The sequence below is a fragment of the Hymenobacter sp. CRA2 genome (assembly GCF_002007105.1).
GTDB lineage: Bacteria > Bacteroidota > Bacteroidia > Cytophagales > Hymenobacteraceae > Solirubrum.
Genome location: NZ_MVBC01000012.1, coordinates 117,760 through 131,296, shown reverse-complemented (window position 1 = coordinate 131,296; position 13,537 = coordinate 117,760). Strand labels below are relative to the sequence as shown.

Sequence of the window (13,537 nt, the reverse complement as noted above, 5' to 3'; positions counted from 1 at the left end):
CTGTATGCTCGCTCGCCGCTACTTACTGGTACTAGGTCTGCTGGTAGTGGTTGTGGCGGCAGGCGTATTGTTGACGTGCAGCCGAAGCCGGCGGGCGTATACGGCAAGTCGTTCCCCCACTTCCCACCGCATGCGCGCCGACCAAGACCGCCTCTACGCCGACGTCCAGTTTCTCACTGAGCTGCAGCCTGCCCGCAACTACCGCAACCTGACGTCCCTTAACCAGGCCGCCGACTACATCAAGGCCGAGTTCAGCAAGCTCGGTTGCCGCGTCACGGAGCAGGCCTTTACCGTCGATGGGCGCCGCTACCGCAACATCATTGCCTGCTTCGGGCCCGCCGAGGGCGAACGGGTGGTGGTGGGCGCCCACTACGACGTGTGCGGCGACACGCCCGGCGCCGACGACAACGCCTCCGCCGTGGCCGGCCTGCTCGAAACGGCCCGCCTGCTGCACGCCCAGGCCCCGCAGCTGCGGCGCCCCGTGGAGCTGGTCGCGTACCCCAACGAGGAGCCGCCCTTCTTCGCCACCGACGATATGGGCAGCTTCGTGCACGCCCAGGCCCTGCACGAAGCCAAAGTGCCCGTGCGGGCCATGCTGTGCTACGAGATGATCGGCTACTTCCGCGACGAGCCCGGCTCGCAGCGCTTCCCGAACGAAGCCTTGGCCTCGCTGTTTCCCAACGTTGGCAATTTTATCGTGGTGGTCGGGCGCGCCGGCGAAGAAGACTTCACCCGCCGCGTGCAACAGCTCATGCAAGACAGCGCGGCCATCGATGTGCAGCGCATCAACCTGCCCGACTCGCTGGCCCTGGCGCGCCTCTCCGACCACCGCAACTACTGGCGCTTCGGCTTTCCGGCCCTCATGATCAATGACACCTCGTTCCTGCGCAACCCCAATTACCACCTGGAGTCGGATACCATTGACACGCTCGATTTTCGGCGGATGGCGGAGGTCGTCAACGGGGCGGTGGCCGCCGTGGTGGCGCTGGCTACCGAATAAGCGCGTTACTTCGCGGGGATATGTTGTCTTCGCAGCACGAGGTATTTCTGGAAGTGGCGCGCCGCTTGAGCTTCACCAAGGCCAGCCAAAGCCTGTTTATCAGCCAATCGGCCGTGAGCAAGCAGGTGAAGGCGCTGGAAGAGTACTACAAGGTGGGCTTGTTTGAGCGCCTGGGCAATTCTGTAGCGCTGACGCCGGCCGGTCAACTGCTCTACCGCAAGCTGCTGCAGGCCCAGCAGCTGCAGGCCGAGCTGCGCGAGGAAATGGCGGCCCTGAGCCCCCGCTTTGCTCCGCAAATCCAGATGACCATCGGGGCCAGCACCACCGTGTCGCTGTACGTGCTGCCGCCGGTGCTGTCGGCGTACCTGGCCGAGCACCCGCACACCCAGCTGACGCTCAAAAACCGCAACAGCGAGAATATACTGAAGGCCCTGCTGGAGCACGAAATTGACCTAGGCGTGGTGGAGGGCATTCACCGCGTCAGCCAGGTCACCTACACCCCGCTGCTCACCGACGACGTGGTGGCTGTGTGCTCGGCCCGCAACCCGCTGCGCCACCGCACCCTGGCCGTATCGGAGCTGTACGACGTGCCCCTGGCCCTGCGCGAAGCCGGCTCGGGCACGCTGGCCGTGCTGGAGCAGGCCCTGCTGGCCCAGCGCATCCGTTTGGCCGATTTGCGCGTGCCCGTGCGCCTCGGCGGCACCGAAGCGCTGAAAAACTTCGTACGCGCCGACGACGGCGTGCTGGCTTTTTTGCCGCGGCAGGCCGTGGCACGGGCCCTATCGGCGGGTGAGCTGGCCGAAGTCACGGTGCAGGACCTGCAGCTCAAGCGGCACTTCGAGTTTGTGCAGCGCCGCGGCACCGAAAACCTGGCGCCATTCCGGGAGTTCATGCAGTTTGCGTTGCGCTACTATTCCAAAGCGGAATAGTATATGCCAAAATACCATTTGCGCCAGGCATAACCGTCGACCTACTTGCCGACGTTTTCAGGTCGGAACCTGCCCTCGGTTCCGCATTATCTCCCTGAAAGCCGCCGCACATGATCATCGACGTAGAAACCCCCAGCCAGCTGCGCACGCTGGTATGTAGCCGCTGCCACGCCCCGCACGACGCTTTCGTGGCCCAAACTGTATCCGCGTGCTGCGGCGTGCCCCTGCTGGCTCGCTACACGCTCAGCGACGCGCCGCCCCGTAGCGTGCTGGCTATGCGCCCGGCCACCATGTGGCGCTACCGCGAAGTGCTGCCCCTGCTCGACGAGGCCAACCAAGTGAGCCTGGGCGAAGGCATGACGCCGCTGCTGACGCTCGGCAACCTGGCCGCCCGTTACGGACTGCGTTCCTTGTTGCTCAAAGACGAAGGCCAGAACCCAACCGGCTCCTTCAAAGCCCGCGGCCTGAGCATGGCCGTGTCAAAGGCCAAGGAGCTAGGGGCGCAGGGCTGCATTATCCCTACGGCCGGCAACGCGGGCGTGGCCATGGCCGCTTACTGCGCCAAGGCCGGCCTGCCGGCTACTGTAGTCATGCCGCGGCACACGCCGGCTGCTTTTAAAGAAGAATGCTACTGGTACGGGGCCGATGTGCAGCTGGTCGACGGGCTCATCAACGACTGCGCAGCCCTGGTGCGCGAACTGAACGCCGCAGGCCAGTTGCTCGACGTATCGACGCTGAAGGAGCCGTACCGCATCGAGGGCAAAAAAACCATGGGCTACGAAATAGCCGAGCAGTTGCAGTGGCAGCTGCCCGACGTGATTCTGTACCCCGCCGGCGGCGGCACCGGCCTGATTGGTATCTGGAAGGCCTTCCGCGAAATGCAAACCATGGGCTGGCTGGTGGCTGACGTGAAGCTACCGCGCATGGTGGCCGTGCAGGCCAGCAATTGCTGCCCGCTGGTGGAGACGCTGGCCGGCCGGCAAGCCAATTGCCAGCAGTACCAGGGGCGCCCGACCATTGCCAACGGCCTGGCCGTACCGCGTCCCCTGGGCGAAGCCTTGATGCTGGAAGTGCTGGCCGAGTCGGGCGGCACCGCCCTGAGCATCGACGACGACGAAATGCTGGCGGGCATGCGCGAGTTGGCGCAGCACGAGGGCCTGTTTGTGGCGCCTGAAGGGGCCGCCGTGTGGATGGCTGCCCGCAAGCTGCTGGCTAGCGGCTGGCTGCGGGCCGATGAACAATTGCTGATCCTTAACACGGGCTCCGGCCAAAAGTACCTGGATAACGTCGTCGGCAAGCACTAGGCGCTGATAGACATACCGCACTTGGCCCTGCGCCCGGTAGCTCCACGTCTGATTGGAGCTACCGGGCGCAGGACGTTTATGGGCTTATTTACTGTGAGTGTTCGTCAGTGTGTATTTAGTGCGCTGCTGTAGCAAAATAGAAGCAGTAAGGGGAAACGACTTATATGTTTAGGGGTGATATTGTTCATCATAGGTTATTTATTGGTTTATACCCCTAAATAAGGAGGGGGTATTGCTTATTTTATGGGTTGTTATTTACATTTACCCTATAGAAATGAAGGTACCTATGGTTTCAAACGTAACACCTCGTCTGTCTGTAGCCCGCGTTGCGCTGGGGGGCTTGCTGCTGGCGGCACTTGTGGCGGCCGTAACGCCGGCCGAGCACCCGGCAGCAGCGCCCGGCACCCTTAATGGCGCCGACATTGCCTGGATGCTCACCGCCACGGCCATGGTGCTTATCATGACGCCGGGCCTTTCGTTTTTCTACGGCGGCATGGTGCGCCCCAAAAACGTCATCAGCACCATGCTGCAGAGCTTCGTGGCGCTGGGCGTGATTACGCTGGTGTTTTACTTCGTAGGCTTCTCCCTGGCCTACGGCGACTCTTGGCACGGCCTGATTGGCAACCCACTCACGTTTCTGATGCTGCGCGGCGTGGGCACGGCCCCGCACCCGCTGCTCTCGCCGTCCATTCCGTTTATCCTCTACTTCGCCTTTCAGCTCAAGTTTGCCATCATCACCCCCGCGCTGATTACCGGCTCCTTTGCCGAGCGGGTGCGCTTCAAGGGCTACCTGGCGTTTATGGTGCTGTTCAGCCTGTTTATTTATTGCCCGCTGGCCCACTGGACGTGGCACCCCGAGGGCTTCCTGCGGCAGTGGGGCGTGCTTGATTTTGCGGGCGGCACGGTGGTGCATATTTCGGCCGGTATTGCGGCCCTGGCCGGCGCCCTGGTTCTGGGTCCGCGCACCCGCCACCAGCGCAATACGGTGTTTTCGACGCCCAACGTGCCCTACGTGATGCTGGGCACGGGCCTGCTGTGGTTCGGCTGGTTTGGCTTCAATGCAGGTTCGGCGCTGGCGGCCAACGAGCTGGCGGCCACGGCTTTCGTCAATACCAACCTGGCCTCGGCCGCCGCCTTGTTTGCTTGGCTGCTGATGGAAATAGCCCGGGGCGGCAAGCCCACGGCGGTGGGCGCCTGCGTGGGCGCGGTGGTCGGGCTGGTGGCCATTACGCCGGCGGCCGGCTACGTCAGCTACGGGCAGAGCATCCTGTTTGGGGTGGTGTCGGCGCTCATCAGCCAGGTGGCCGTGCACTGGCAAAACTCGCGCACCGGCATCGACGACACGCTCGACGTATTTCCCTGCCACGGGCTGGGCGGTATTGTGGGCATGCTGCTCACCGGTATATTTGCCGATAAGGTAGGGCTGATTCATGGTACGGCCACGGTGTTTGGCTACCACGTGCTGGCCCTGCTGATTGTGGTGGCGTATTCCTTCGGCGGAGCCTGGGTGCTGCTGAAGCTCACCGGCCGCTTCTTCGCCCTGCGCGTGAAGCCGGCCGAGGAAGAGCTCGGTCTCGACCTGAGCCAGCACGAAGAATCCACCTACCACGTGGACGAAGAGTTTGAGCGCACTTACCGCAAGGAGCTACTGCCCGCGGAGGTGCATTAACCAAGCTGACTTCGCGCCGTCAGTCGCCGTCCGGGGCTGACTGATCACCCACGGCGCGGACCAGGGGGGAGGTATAGTGCAGTAGGCAGAAAAGCCGCCAGAGGGGAAACTGGCGGCTTTTCGTTTTTTTGGTGGGCCGATGCTGGCTGCCTGGGCCTTGCGCACCAACGACCTACTTTGCAACCTGAATGACAACATCCTCCGAGTGGCTGGTGGCGCTTTCCAAGCAGCTGAATGGGCTGAGCGTGGCCGCCGCGCTGTTGCCGGTGATAGTAGGCCTGCTGCAGTGGCGGCACCTGAATGCCTCCGGGCGCTGCCTGTGGGCGTGCTCCTTGCTGGCCAGCCTGCTGCTGGGAGTGCTGTGTGAATACGGGCGCATCGTGTGGCACAACAACATCCTGCCCCTGCGCAGCCAGGTCTGGCTGGAAACGGTGCTGCTCACGGCGGCTTACTACTACACCTTGCCCGACTCCACTACCCGTCGGGTATTGCCGGGGCTGCTCGCGGCATTTACCCTGGGCGCCGTTGTCGAAACGGTCTGGTTCATGGACTGGCGCGTCGGCAACGGGCCGTACCTGCACGTGCTGCAGGCCGTGCTGCTCATCGGCGTAGTCCTGGCGTACTTCGAGCAGCTGCTCAGCAACCCGCCCCAGGTACCGCTGAAACGAGAAGCCATGTTTGTGGCCAGCGTGGGCGTGGTGTGCTATTACGCCGGCACCGTGTTCGTGTATGTGCTGGAGCGCGTGATGCGCAACGATACCGACCAGATACGGATGATGTTCATCCTGGAATACAGCTTGCGCATCGTCGCGCTCAACGGGGGCATAGCCGCCGCGCTCTGGCTTAGCGGGCGGGCTGGGACGCCGTCTGGGCGTGTTGCTTCGTAACCGTTGGCGCCTTGCCTTCCGGTTGGTCGTCAAGTTTGCTCAGGTAGAACGCTGCTAGAAAGCCCAGTACTGTAATCAGACCGGTGAAGTTGTGGGCCACCTCAAAGGCTTCCGGAATCATCGTGTCGGCAATCATGGCCAGCACGGCGCCGGCAGCCACAGCGGTGGTAGCCGCCACCACGTTGGACGAAAAGTGGCTGAATACGGCGTAGCCGGCCCAGGCGGCCATGCCCGACACCGCGGCAATGCCGGCCCAGAGCAGCAACACGTAGGAGGCTGAGCGGCCGGCTTTTTTCATACCGGCGGCGCTGCTCAGGCCCTCGGGCAGGTTCGACAGGAAAATGGCCACTACCGCCACGGTGCTCACCACGCCCCCGGCCAGCATGCTCAGCCCGATGACGATGCTTTCGGGAATGCCGTCGAGCAGGGCGCCCACGGCCAGCGCCATGCCGTTGTCGTCGCCCGCATCGTTGCCTTCCGTGGCACCTTGCTTTACTTCCTGCCGTTCGGCGGCCTGCTGGTGGCCGGAACGTTTGCGGTGCTTGGCCCCGTAGCGGGCCAGTAGCCAGTTGGCGAAAGTGTAGGCCGCCGCACCGCCCACAAAACCCAGCCCCGCGGCATCGAAGCCGCCGCGGGCGTAGGCTTCTTCCATCAGTTCCAGCGACAAGGTCGAAATCAGGACGCCGCTGCCGAAGGCCATAACGGCCGCAATAATCCGCTGCGGCACGTGCGCAAAGTACCCGATGGCGGCGCCCAGCAGCAGGGCGGAGCCCGAAACCAGGCCCCAGAAGCCGGCCATCAGCCAGAGAGGAAATGTCATGTAGAGGGGGCCCGGTGCGCAGCGCGTGGCTTGTTCCCGCAGCTCGACCGTGCGCTAGGCTCTACGCACCAAAGGCTACTTCAGATGCGCCGCTAGGGCCGCGCGCAGCTCGTCGTCGGTGAGGGTGGGCACGTCGACTTTCTTGAACGGGGCCGTGTGGCCGCTCAGCAGCGTGAGCGAGGTGCGCGGCACGCCCAGCACCTGCGCCAGAAAGCGCAGCAGGCAGCCGTTGGCCTTGCCGTCCTGGGCGGGGGCGTTCAGGCGCACCGTCCACGTGCCGTCGGCGGCTTGCAGCAGCGCGTTCTGGGAGGCGTTGGGCTTGGCTTTGAGGTGCAGCGTAGCCATGCGGGCCTAAGCGGGCGAGTTGTAGGCGTCGTATACGTTCCAGGCCCAGAGCGCCAGCGGTACCACCACCGTCCACCACAGCAAGAAGCCCACGATGCCGCTCATCACCCAGATGAACACGGCTTTGAGGATCTGGCCTTTGATGAGCTGACCAAGGCCCGGAATAAAAGCCGAAAGCAGGGCGGGTACACCGTGGGTCGTTTTCATAACTGCGGAAGGTGACGAGTGAGCGGCTACAAGGTAAGCACACGAGACCAGGCTGGCTAGCAAGCGGCCGGCTACGTAGTATGGCGTGCTGAGCCCTCCGAAGCATGACCTGAATCTAAAGGCTCCTGCACGCGCTGATTTCTCTAGGCCGGTTCCGTTGGTCCGGCGCCCGTCAATTGCTGCCCGTACGGGCACACATCGAGCATCACGCAGCGGCGGCAGGCCGGGCTGCGGAAGTAGCAGCATTTCTGCCCGTGAAACATCAGCGCCTCGTGGTGGTCGTACACCTGCTGGGCGTCCCAGCCGGGCGGCAGCAGCGCTTCGAGCAAGGCGTGGGAGGCCTCCGTGCCCACCTTCGGGCCGATGAGCCCCAGCCGCTGCGCCACGCGGTGGTGGTGGCTGTCGACGGGCATAGCGGGCAGGCGCAGGGAGCTGAAGAGCAAGGTGGCCGCGCTGGTTTTCGGGCCCACACCCGGCAGGGTTTCCAGCCAGTTGCGCGCTTCGGGTACGGGCATGGCGGCCAGGCATTGCAGGTCGAGCTGGCCGTCGAGCCGGGCCGTCAGTTCGCGCAGAATGGCCTGAATGCGCGGCGCTTTCTGCTCGGGCCAGGTGCAGGGGCTGATGGCGGCTTCCACGGCTTCGGTAGGCGCGTCGCGCACTTGCTCCCAGGTGGGAAAGGCGGCGGTGAGCTGCTGGTAGGCGCGGTGCGAGTCGGCGTTGCGGGTGCGGTGCGACAACACGGCGCTGATCAGCTCGCTCATCGGGGCCTTGGTGCTGAAGAAGCGGAACGGGGCACCGTAAAGTGCGCACAGCCGCTCGTGGGCCAGCAGCGCCTGGCGGCGGGCAAAGTCATCGGGAGGCGGAGCAACGGAGGAGGTAGCGGGCACCCTCGGGCAAACGCAACGCAGGACTTCGGGGTTGGGCGGGCCATAAAAAAGCCGGCCCCTGCAAAGTGCAGGAGCCGGCCGGGAAGGAGGATGAAGCAGCGACGCTTAGCGGGCAGCCGCGTTGCCATAGTTGTAGAGCTGCACGGCCTGCTTCAGCTTCTTGGCCTGCGAGCCGCTCAGGAAGGTGGGCACCAGCAGCACCGGCACCGAGATGAACAGCAGCGGCGACACGCGCTGGTTGGCGCTGAACGTGCTCAGCAGACCCGCGGCCAGCATACCGCCGCCCACCACGTAGCCGGCGGTGCTCATGCGGCGCAGGCGCGTTACGTCGCGCAGCAGCTCGGCGCTGCCCGGGTTGTCTGACAGCGCCACGCTCAGGTTGCGGTAGCTCATGTCCTGAATCGGGCCGCCGTCCTTGCTGAAGTACTCGGTCTTGACGGTGCGATACCCACCGTACGGCGAGCCGTAGCCCCCGTACGGGTACCCACCGTAGGAGGGGTAGCCGAAGCGCCCGAAGCCGTAGCCGTAAGGGCTGTACGGGCCGTAGGAGTTAGGCGAATACTGCTGGGAGGTGATGGAGTAGGTGCTGATGCGGCCCGTTTTCTCGCGGCGCAGGGTGGCCATGCGGCGCGAGCCCGGCAGCGTGGTGCGGATGTAGTGGCCGGTTTCGTCGTCGAAGAACTTGATCTGGTCAAGCTCAAAGCGCTGCTGCCCGTTGAGCAGCAGGTAGGCGCGGCCCAGGGCGGGCTCCCGCAGCTCCACATCGTCGGCGGCGTACACCGCGCCCGACTGCAGGCCGATGCGGTAGCGCGGCGGGCGGGCCGGGGCGGCTTGCACCTGCGCCGGCTGCGCCACGGTATCCGGAGCCGTAGGAGGCGTATTGAGTTGCGGCGGCGTGTCTTGGGCAGCCACCGGAGCTGCTAGTGCACCGCAGAGGCCGAGGGCAAGCAACAGGGAACGGGTTTCCATGATGGAGTAGGAAAGGAAGGAGCGTGAACGGAGCAGAAAGTACCGGAAGAAACGAGCAAAACGGCAACTATAACATGAAGAGTCGCCGCACCGGGCAAAAATCGGCCAGCAAAGCCTCATTGCCAGGGTTGCGCAACACGTTCTGGCACTGAAACCACCGCAGCCGGGTAAGTCGTTCCGCCTACGGTTCTGCTTTTTACGGGGTTAGGGCCGGGTCGGGCTCATCGGGCAGCAATTCGTTGGGGGCGTCGTCGGGGGCGGGCTCCGCGGGCGCGCTGAACCGGTTTTTGAACCGGGCATACAGGGCATTCATGCCCAGCAGCAGCAGGCCCATGAAAATGAAAACCACGGCCTGCGTAATGGTGCCGCGCTGCCCCAGATCGAAGAATACCAGGCGCACCATGCACACGCCGATGCCCGTCAGCGAGACGTAGCGCAGGTCGCGGCGGCGCAGCAGCAGGCTGCTCACGAACACGCCCATGACTTCCAGCATCAGCAGCACGGTGAGCACCGAGCGGTCGAAGGACTGAATCAGCACCAGGGCCAGCGCCACGAAGGCCGGGTAAAGCAAGGCCGGCACCAGCACACGGAAGCGCAGGCGGCCCAGGCGGCTTAGGCCTTCGAGGCCGGGCGGCCACACCAGCCCGTTGGCCGTAGGAATGCGCCGCAGCACCAGCGCCGCGTACGCAAACAGCAGCATTACCGCCCCGGTGGTAGCCAGCCAGGGCGTTTCGAGCCAGTGGCCCGGGCTCAGGTAGCGCAGGGCATTGTAGCAGGCCGACAGCGCCGCCAGGCCGTAGAGCGGCAATCCGTAGAGCCCGAGGCGGCGCAGGCGCAGCGGCAGGCGGGTGCCGCCCGTGGTGAGTAGCAGGGCCAGCCCAATCCAGAGCAGCGGGTGCCAGGCCGGGCGCGTTTCCCAGTGCAGGGTGAACACGGCCAGCAGCAACGTTAGCTCGGGCAGCCAAGGGTGTAGGGCGCGCCAGCTGCGATAGGGCGTGGCCGGCGGGGCGGGGGTAAGGACCAGGTAGCTCAGCACCAGCAGCAGCGCGGCCGCCGTGAAGCGCTGCGCTGGCCAGCCCAGCCACTGTTCGGCGCTGCCCACTACATTGGCCAAGTGCGCGCACAGCGCTACGCCCAGGAAGAGGTAGCTGAGGTGCAGCAGAAACCGGTCGGGCTGGCCGGCGCGCTGCCGCGCTTCGTCCGTAGCCCAGCGGCCCGCTACCACCTGCGCTACGGCAAAGGCCAGGCCCGCCAGCAGCGCCCAGCCCAGTACCGGCTCGGCGTCAGAAGTCGGGCTGAAGGCTAACCCTACGCTGACCAGCACGTGCAGGCCCAGCAGGTACAGCCACGGCCAGCGCACGTGCCGCTCGCGCGCTGCCCACCACGAGGTGGCCAGGCCTGCCAAAGGCAAGGCCAGCGTCGGGAGCAGGTACAGCAGGCTGCGGCCCACTGCCAGCGTAGTATCGGGGCCGATGTGCACCCACTGGAGCAGGTACGTGCCCGCCGTGAGCAGAAGCAAGCCCAGCCACAGGCCCGGTGTGTGCACGGCGCGACGCAGGCCTAGCAAAGCCGCCCCAGCAGCTGCTACAACCCAAGGATACCAAGTCAGATGATACACCAGTCCGCTCGCTGCCAGCAGGAGCAAGCCCGGCACGATGCCCAATATTCGTAGGCGGTAGGCCGGGTCGTAGGCGACGGGCAAGGCATCGAAGGCCGGGGCATTGCGGCGCGCGAGCCACACCTGGGCGGCGGCCGTGGCCAGCGCCGCTAGCAGCAACAAGCCGCTGCGGGTGGTAGCGCCGATCAGCGTGTGGCTGTCGAGGCGATACGCCGCGAAAGGGAGCAGCACGGCCAGTAGCAGGGTGGTCAGCAGCAGCACGCGGTACACCGGCCACTCCTGGCGGCCGGCCAGCAGCAGGGTCATCAGCAGCGTTTCGAGGTACACGGCCAGCGTGGCGGCCGGCCAGCTCAGGCCGACTTCGTGCAGCCCCAGCGCGGCCACCATCAGCAGGGCCTGACCAGCCAACAGGTGCAGGTAACGCAGCCACGGGGTGCCGCCGCGCAGCCATTGGCTGAGGCCGAAAGCCACGCCCGCGGCGGCCGCCGTGCCGCCCAGCACGCCCCAGGCTGGCACCGGCGTGCGGCCGAAGAAGGCTTGGAGCAGCAGCCCCAACAGCCCCAAGTACTGCATGACCAGCACCACCCCGCCCAGCGTCCAGAGCAGGCGCACCAGGCTAAGCAGGTCGGGGGTGGAAGTCCGTTGCGCATCGGTGTGGCGGTAGAAGGCCGCGCCCAGCACCGCCGCCAGCAGCAGTCCGGCCGCGCGTTGGGCCAGGAGCCTGGCGGGCAGCGTGGGCAGCAGGTGCAGGCTGCTGATGAGCAGCACCACGCCCATCAACTGGCCGAATGCGGTGATGATGTACTGCACCCGCGGCTCGGCGCGGCGCGCCAGCAGCCAGGCGGCCAGCAACGTTTCGGCGTACAGCACGAGCAGGGTAGTAGGCCAGCTCAGGCCCGTTTTGTGCAGCCCCAGCACCGCCACCGTCAGCAGTAGTTGCGCTACCAGCAGGTGCAGTTGCCGAAACCACGCCGGGCCGGTACGTAGCCAGTGGGCCAGCGCCAGCACGCCCGCGGTGGCCACCAGCAGGCCGGCCAGCAGCGCATATACCGGCGGCTGCGGCGCGCCAAACAAAGCCTGCAGCATCAGTGCCGCGCCGCCCGCGTACAGGGCGCCTACCACGCCGCCGAAGCCGCGGTACAACTCGCGGCGAAACGCGGATTCTTCCGTGTCGGACAGCAGTGCAGCGGTGCGCACCAGGTGGAAATAGGCCGCCCCAGCCGCGGCCGCCAGGCCCAGCAACAGGGCGTTGCGGTGCAGCTCGGTGGGCGAGTAAGTGGGCAGTTGCAGTAGGTTGGCCAGGAGCAGGCCCACGCCGGCCAGCAGTGCCCCCACGGCCGCAATCTGGAACACAAGATTTTCCCGCTCGCGGGCCATGATGAAGGCCACCAGCAAGCTTTCCAGCAGCATAAACACCAGAATCACACTGGTAGTAGCGTGCCAGCCCTGCAGTGAGAAGGCCGTGGCCAGGGCCAGCAGCAGCGAAATGACGGTGTCCGTCTGAAACAGCCACTGAATGCCAAGGCGGCGGGCGTGCCGGGCTACGAAGAACGTGGCCACCGCGCCCAGGCCCAGCGGCACCGTTTTCCACACCGAGCCAGTGCTGTGCAAATACAGGCTGATACCCAGGCAGGTCCAGTTCAGCACGTGCGCGGCGAAGAGCAGCGCCTCGAAGCGGCCCGTGGCATAAGCCTTGCGGTATTGCACCACGGCCGCCGCCACACCCACCAGCAGTACCAAGCCAATGGCGCCGAAACGTACCCCGCTGCTCACCGGCTGCGGCAGCTGGCTGTGCCAGAACACGTGGAAAGCGAAAAAGCTCAGAATGCTCAGCAGCAGTTGGTAGCGCCAGCGTTGGCGGTAGGTTATAAGGATGGCAAAGGCGGTAACGGCTGCCGCCGCGGCCAGCGTAACCAGGGTAGGCGGCAGCACGGCCAGGGCCACCAGGCTGAGGGTGCCGTGCAGCGTAGCCACGGCCTCGCGGCTGCTGTTCCACGCCAGCCACAGGTTGACGGCCGCCCCGGCGAAGAGCAGGGCGTAGTCAAACGGGGTGCTGACCCAACGCAGGCCGGGAATACTCACCGCCCCGACGCAGGTAAACAGAAAAATGGCTGCGGCGCTGCTTTGGAGCCACACCCGTAGCTGTGCCGCAAAGGGCTTGGTGCGCAGGTAGTACTGCACGCCCAGCAGGCTCAGGGCAAAGCCATTGATGAGGAAGAAGCGGTAAATCGGGGCGAGGCGCAGAGCCGTGTACACGCCCAGGAAACCGACGCCCGTTACCAGAATGACGGCGCCGAGAATACCAGTCCAGTTTTCCAGCACCACGGCCGAAACCCGGTCCCACCACGAGGGCCCCGCCGGCTCGGCGGGCACCGGCTGAGGCCGCGGTGCGGGGCGTGGCACGGCCGGGCGCGGCGGTACTGGAGGCGTGGCGGCCGGAACCGGCTCCGCAACGGGCGGCATGGGCCGGGCAATGGGCGGCTCGGGAGAAGGTGCCGGTGCCGGCGCGGGAGGAGCAGGTACCGGCGGGGCAGGCACAGGAGTAGGCGGCGTGGGCACCACCGGAGGCGGAGTGCTGGCCACAGGCGCCGGAGAAGGAACTGAAACCGGAGCCGGACGCGGGGGAACAGCAGCCGGGGCCGCTGCTGGGGTGGGCGCCGTAAGCGGAGCCGGCGCGGTTACCGGCGCCTGCACCGGTGGCGTGGGCGCTGCCGGCGGGGCCTGCTGCAAGCGGCGTACGTCGTGCTGCAGGGTTTCCACCAGCTGCAGCAGGCGTTGGTAGTCGGATTGCTGGCGGGTAAGCTTGTCCTCAGCGGCTCGCACACGCTCCTGCACGCGCTGCCACAGCAGCAAGGCCACCACCCCGATAACGATAAGGGTAAAGAATTCCATGCCCCAACCT

The 13,537-nt window shown here is 65.7% G+C and carries 11 protein-coding genes; 5 read left to right on the top strand and 6 right to left on the bottom strand.

Annotated elements, in window-relative coordinates:
* Positions 1–130: 130 nt before the first annotated feature.
* The 5 genes from B0919_RS18250 to B0919_RS18230 all read left to right on the top strand — a co-directional run bounded on the left by B0919_RS18250 (position 131) and on the right by B0919_RS18230 (position 5,789).
* Complete coding sequence (locus B0919_RS18250; RefSeq protein ID WP_078013721.1) at positions 131–1,000, top strand: M28 family peptidase; 870 nt, start codon at positions 131–133, stop codon at positions 998–1,000.
* A 20-nt stretch (positions 1,001–1,020) separates the two neighbouring features.
* On the top strand, positions 1,021–1,929 hold the full coding sequence (locus B0919_RS18245; protein ID WP_078013720.1) for a LysR substrate-binding domain-containing protein: 909 nt from the start codon (positions 1,021–1,023) through the stop codon (positions 1,927–1,929).
* Between the two features lie 110 nt (positions 1,930–2,039).
* Positions 2,040–3,233 carry a threonine synthase gene (locus B0919_RS18240; protein ID WP_078013719.1) on the top strand — a complete coding sequence of 398 codons (1,194 nt, stop codon included), beginning with the start codon at positions 2,040–2,042 and terminating at the stop codon, positions 3,231–3,233.
* Positions 3,234–3,519: 286 nt separating this feature from the next.
* Positions 3,520–4,902 (top strand): ammonium transporter, encoded by a 1,383-nt coding sequence (locus B0919_RS18235; RefSeq protein WP_078013718.1) that lies wholly within the window; start codon positions 3,520–3,522, stop codon positions 4,900–4,902.
* 188 nt (positions 4,903–5,090) lie between these two features.
* Positions 5,091–5,789 carry a hypothetical protein gene (locus tag B0919_RS18230; protein ID WP_078013717.1) on the top strand — a complete coding sequence of 233 codons (699 nt, stop codon included), beginning with the start codon at positions 5,091–5,093 and terminating at the stop codon, positions 5,787–5,789.
* On the opposite strand, the gene B0919_RS18225 is transcribed toward B0919_RS18230, so the two are convergent.
* From B0919_RS18225 to B0919_RS18200, 6 genes are all read right to left on the bottom strand, one after another.
* Positions 5,746–6,609, bottom strand: coding sequence for a ZIP family metal transporter (locus B0919_RS18225; RefSeq protein ID WP_217701042.1), 864 nt, complete (start codon positions 6,607–6,609; stop codon positions 5,746–5,748). The two genes, B0919_RS18230 and B0919_RS18225, sit on opposite strands and share 44 nt — an antisense overlap.
* A gap of 75 nt (positions 6,610–6,684) precedes the next feature.
* Entirely contained in the window at positions 6,685–6,954 is a 270-nt protein-coding gene (locus tag B0919_RS18220) for a DUF167 domain-containing protein (RefSeq protein ID WP_078013716.1), read from the bottom strand.
* Positions 6,955–6,960: 6 nt separating this feature from the next.
* Positions 6,961–7,161 (bottom strand): hypothetical protein, encoded by a 201-nt coding sequence (locus tag B0919_RS18215; RefSeq protein ID WP_078013715.1) that lies wholly within the window; start codon positions 7,159–7,161, stop codon positions 6,961–6,963.
* A gap of 143 nt (positions 7,162–7,304) precedes the next feature.
* The gene (locus tag B0919_RS18210; protein WP_254846609.1) at positions 7,305–8,048 is read right to left on the bottom strand and encodes an endonuclease III domain-containing protein; all 744 of its coding nucleotides are present in this window, start codon (positions 8,046–8,048) and stop codon (positions 7,305–7,307) included.
* A gap of 105 nt (positions 8,049–8,153) precedes the next feature.
* A complete protein-coding gene (locus B0919_RS18205; protein ID WP_139362234.1) occupies positions 8,154–9,017 on the bottom strand; it encodes a hypothetical protein in 864 nt (287 codons plus the stop codon).
* A gap of 196 nt (positions 9,018–9,213) precedes the next feature.
* Positions 9,214–13,527 carry a hypothetical protein gene (locus tag B0919_RS18200; protein ID WP_078013713.1) on the bottom strand — a complete coding sequence of 1,438 codons (4,314 nt, stop codon included), beginning with the start codon at positions 13,525–13,527 and terminating at the stop codon, positions 9,214–9,216.
* Between the last annotated feature and the right edge of the window lie 10 nt (positions 13,528–13,537).

Bases quoted from the DNA above. Each gene is read 5' to 3' on its own strand.
- B0919_RS18250 (WP_078013721.1), top strand. From the start codon at position 131: ATGCGCGCCGACCAAGACCGCCTCTACGCCGACGTCCAGTTTCTCACT.
- B0919_RS18245 (WP_078013720.1), top strand. From the start codon at position 1,021: ATGTTGTCTTCGCAGCACGAGGTATTTCTGGAAGTGGCGCGCCGCTTG.
- B0919_RS18240 (WP_078013719.1), top strand. From the start codon at position 2,040: ATGATCATCGACGTAGAAACCCCCAGCCAGCTGCGCACGCTGGTATGT.
- B0919_RS18235 (WP_078013718.1), top strand. From the start codon at position 3,520: ATGGTTTCAAACGTAACACCTCGTCTGTCTGTAGCCCGCGTTGCGCTG.
- B0919_RS18230 (WP_078013717.1), top strand. From the start codon at position 5,091: ATGACAACATCCTCCGAGTGGCTGGTGGCGCTTTCCAAGCAGCTGAAT.
- B0919_RS18225 (WP_217701042.1), bottom strand. From the start codon at position 6,609: ATGACATTTCCTCTCTGGCTGATGGCCGGCTTCTGGGGCCTGGTTTCG.
- B0919_RS18220 (WP_078013716.1), bottom strand. From the start codon at position 6,954: ATGGCTACGCTGCACCTCAAAGCCAAGCCCAACGCCTCCCAGAACGCG.
- B0919_RS18215 (WP_078013715.1), bottom strand. From the start codon at position 7,161: ATGAAAACGACCCACGGTGTACCCGCCCTGCTTTCGGCTTTTATTCCG.
- B0919_RS18205 (WP_139362234.1), bottom strand. From the start codon at position 9,017: ATGGAAACCCGTTCCCTGTTGCTTGCCCTCGGCCTCTGCGGTGCACTA.
- B0919_RS18200 (WP_078013713.1), bottom strand. From the start codon at position 13,527: ATGGAATTCTTTACCCTTATCGTTATCGGGGTGGTGGCCTTGCTGCTG.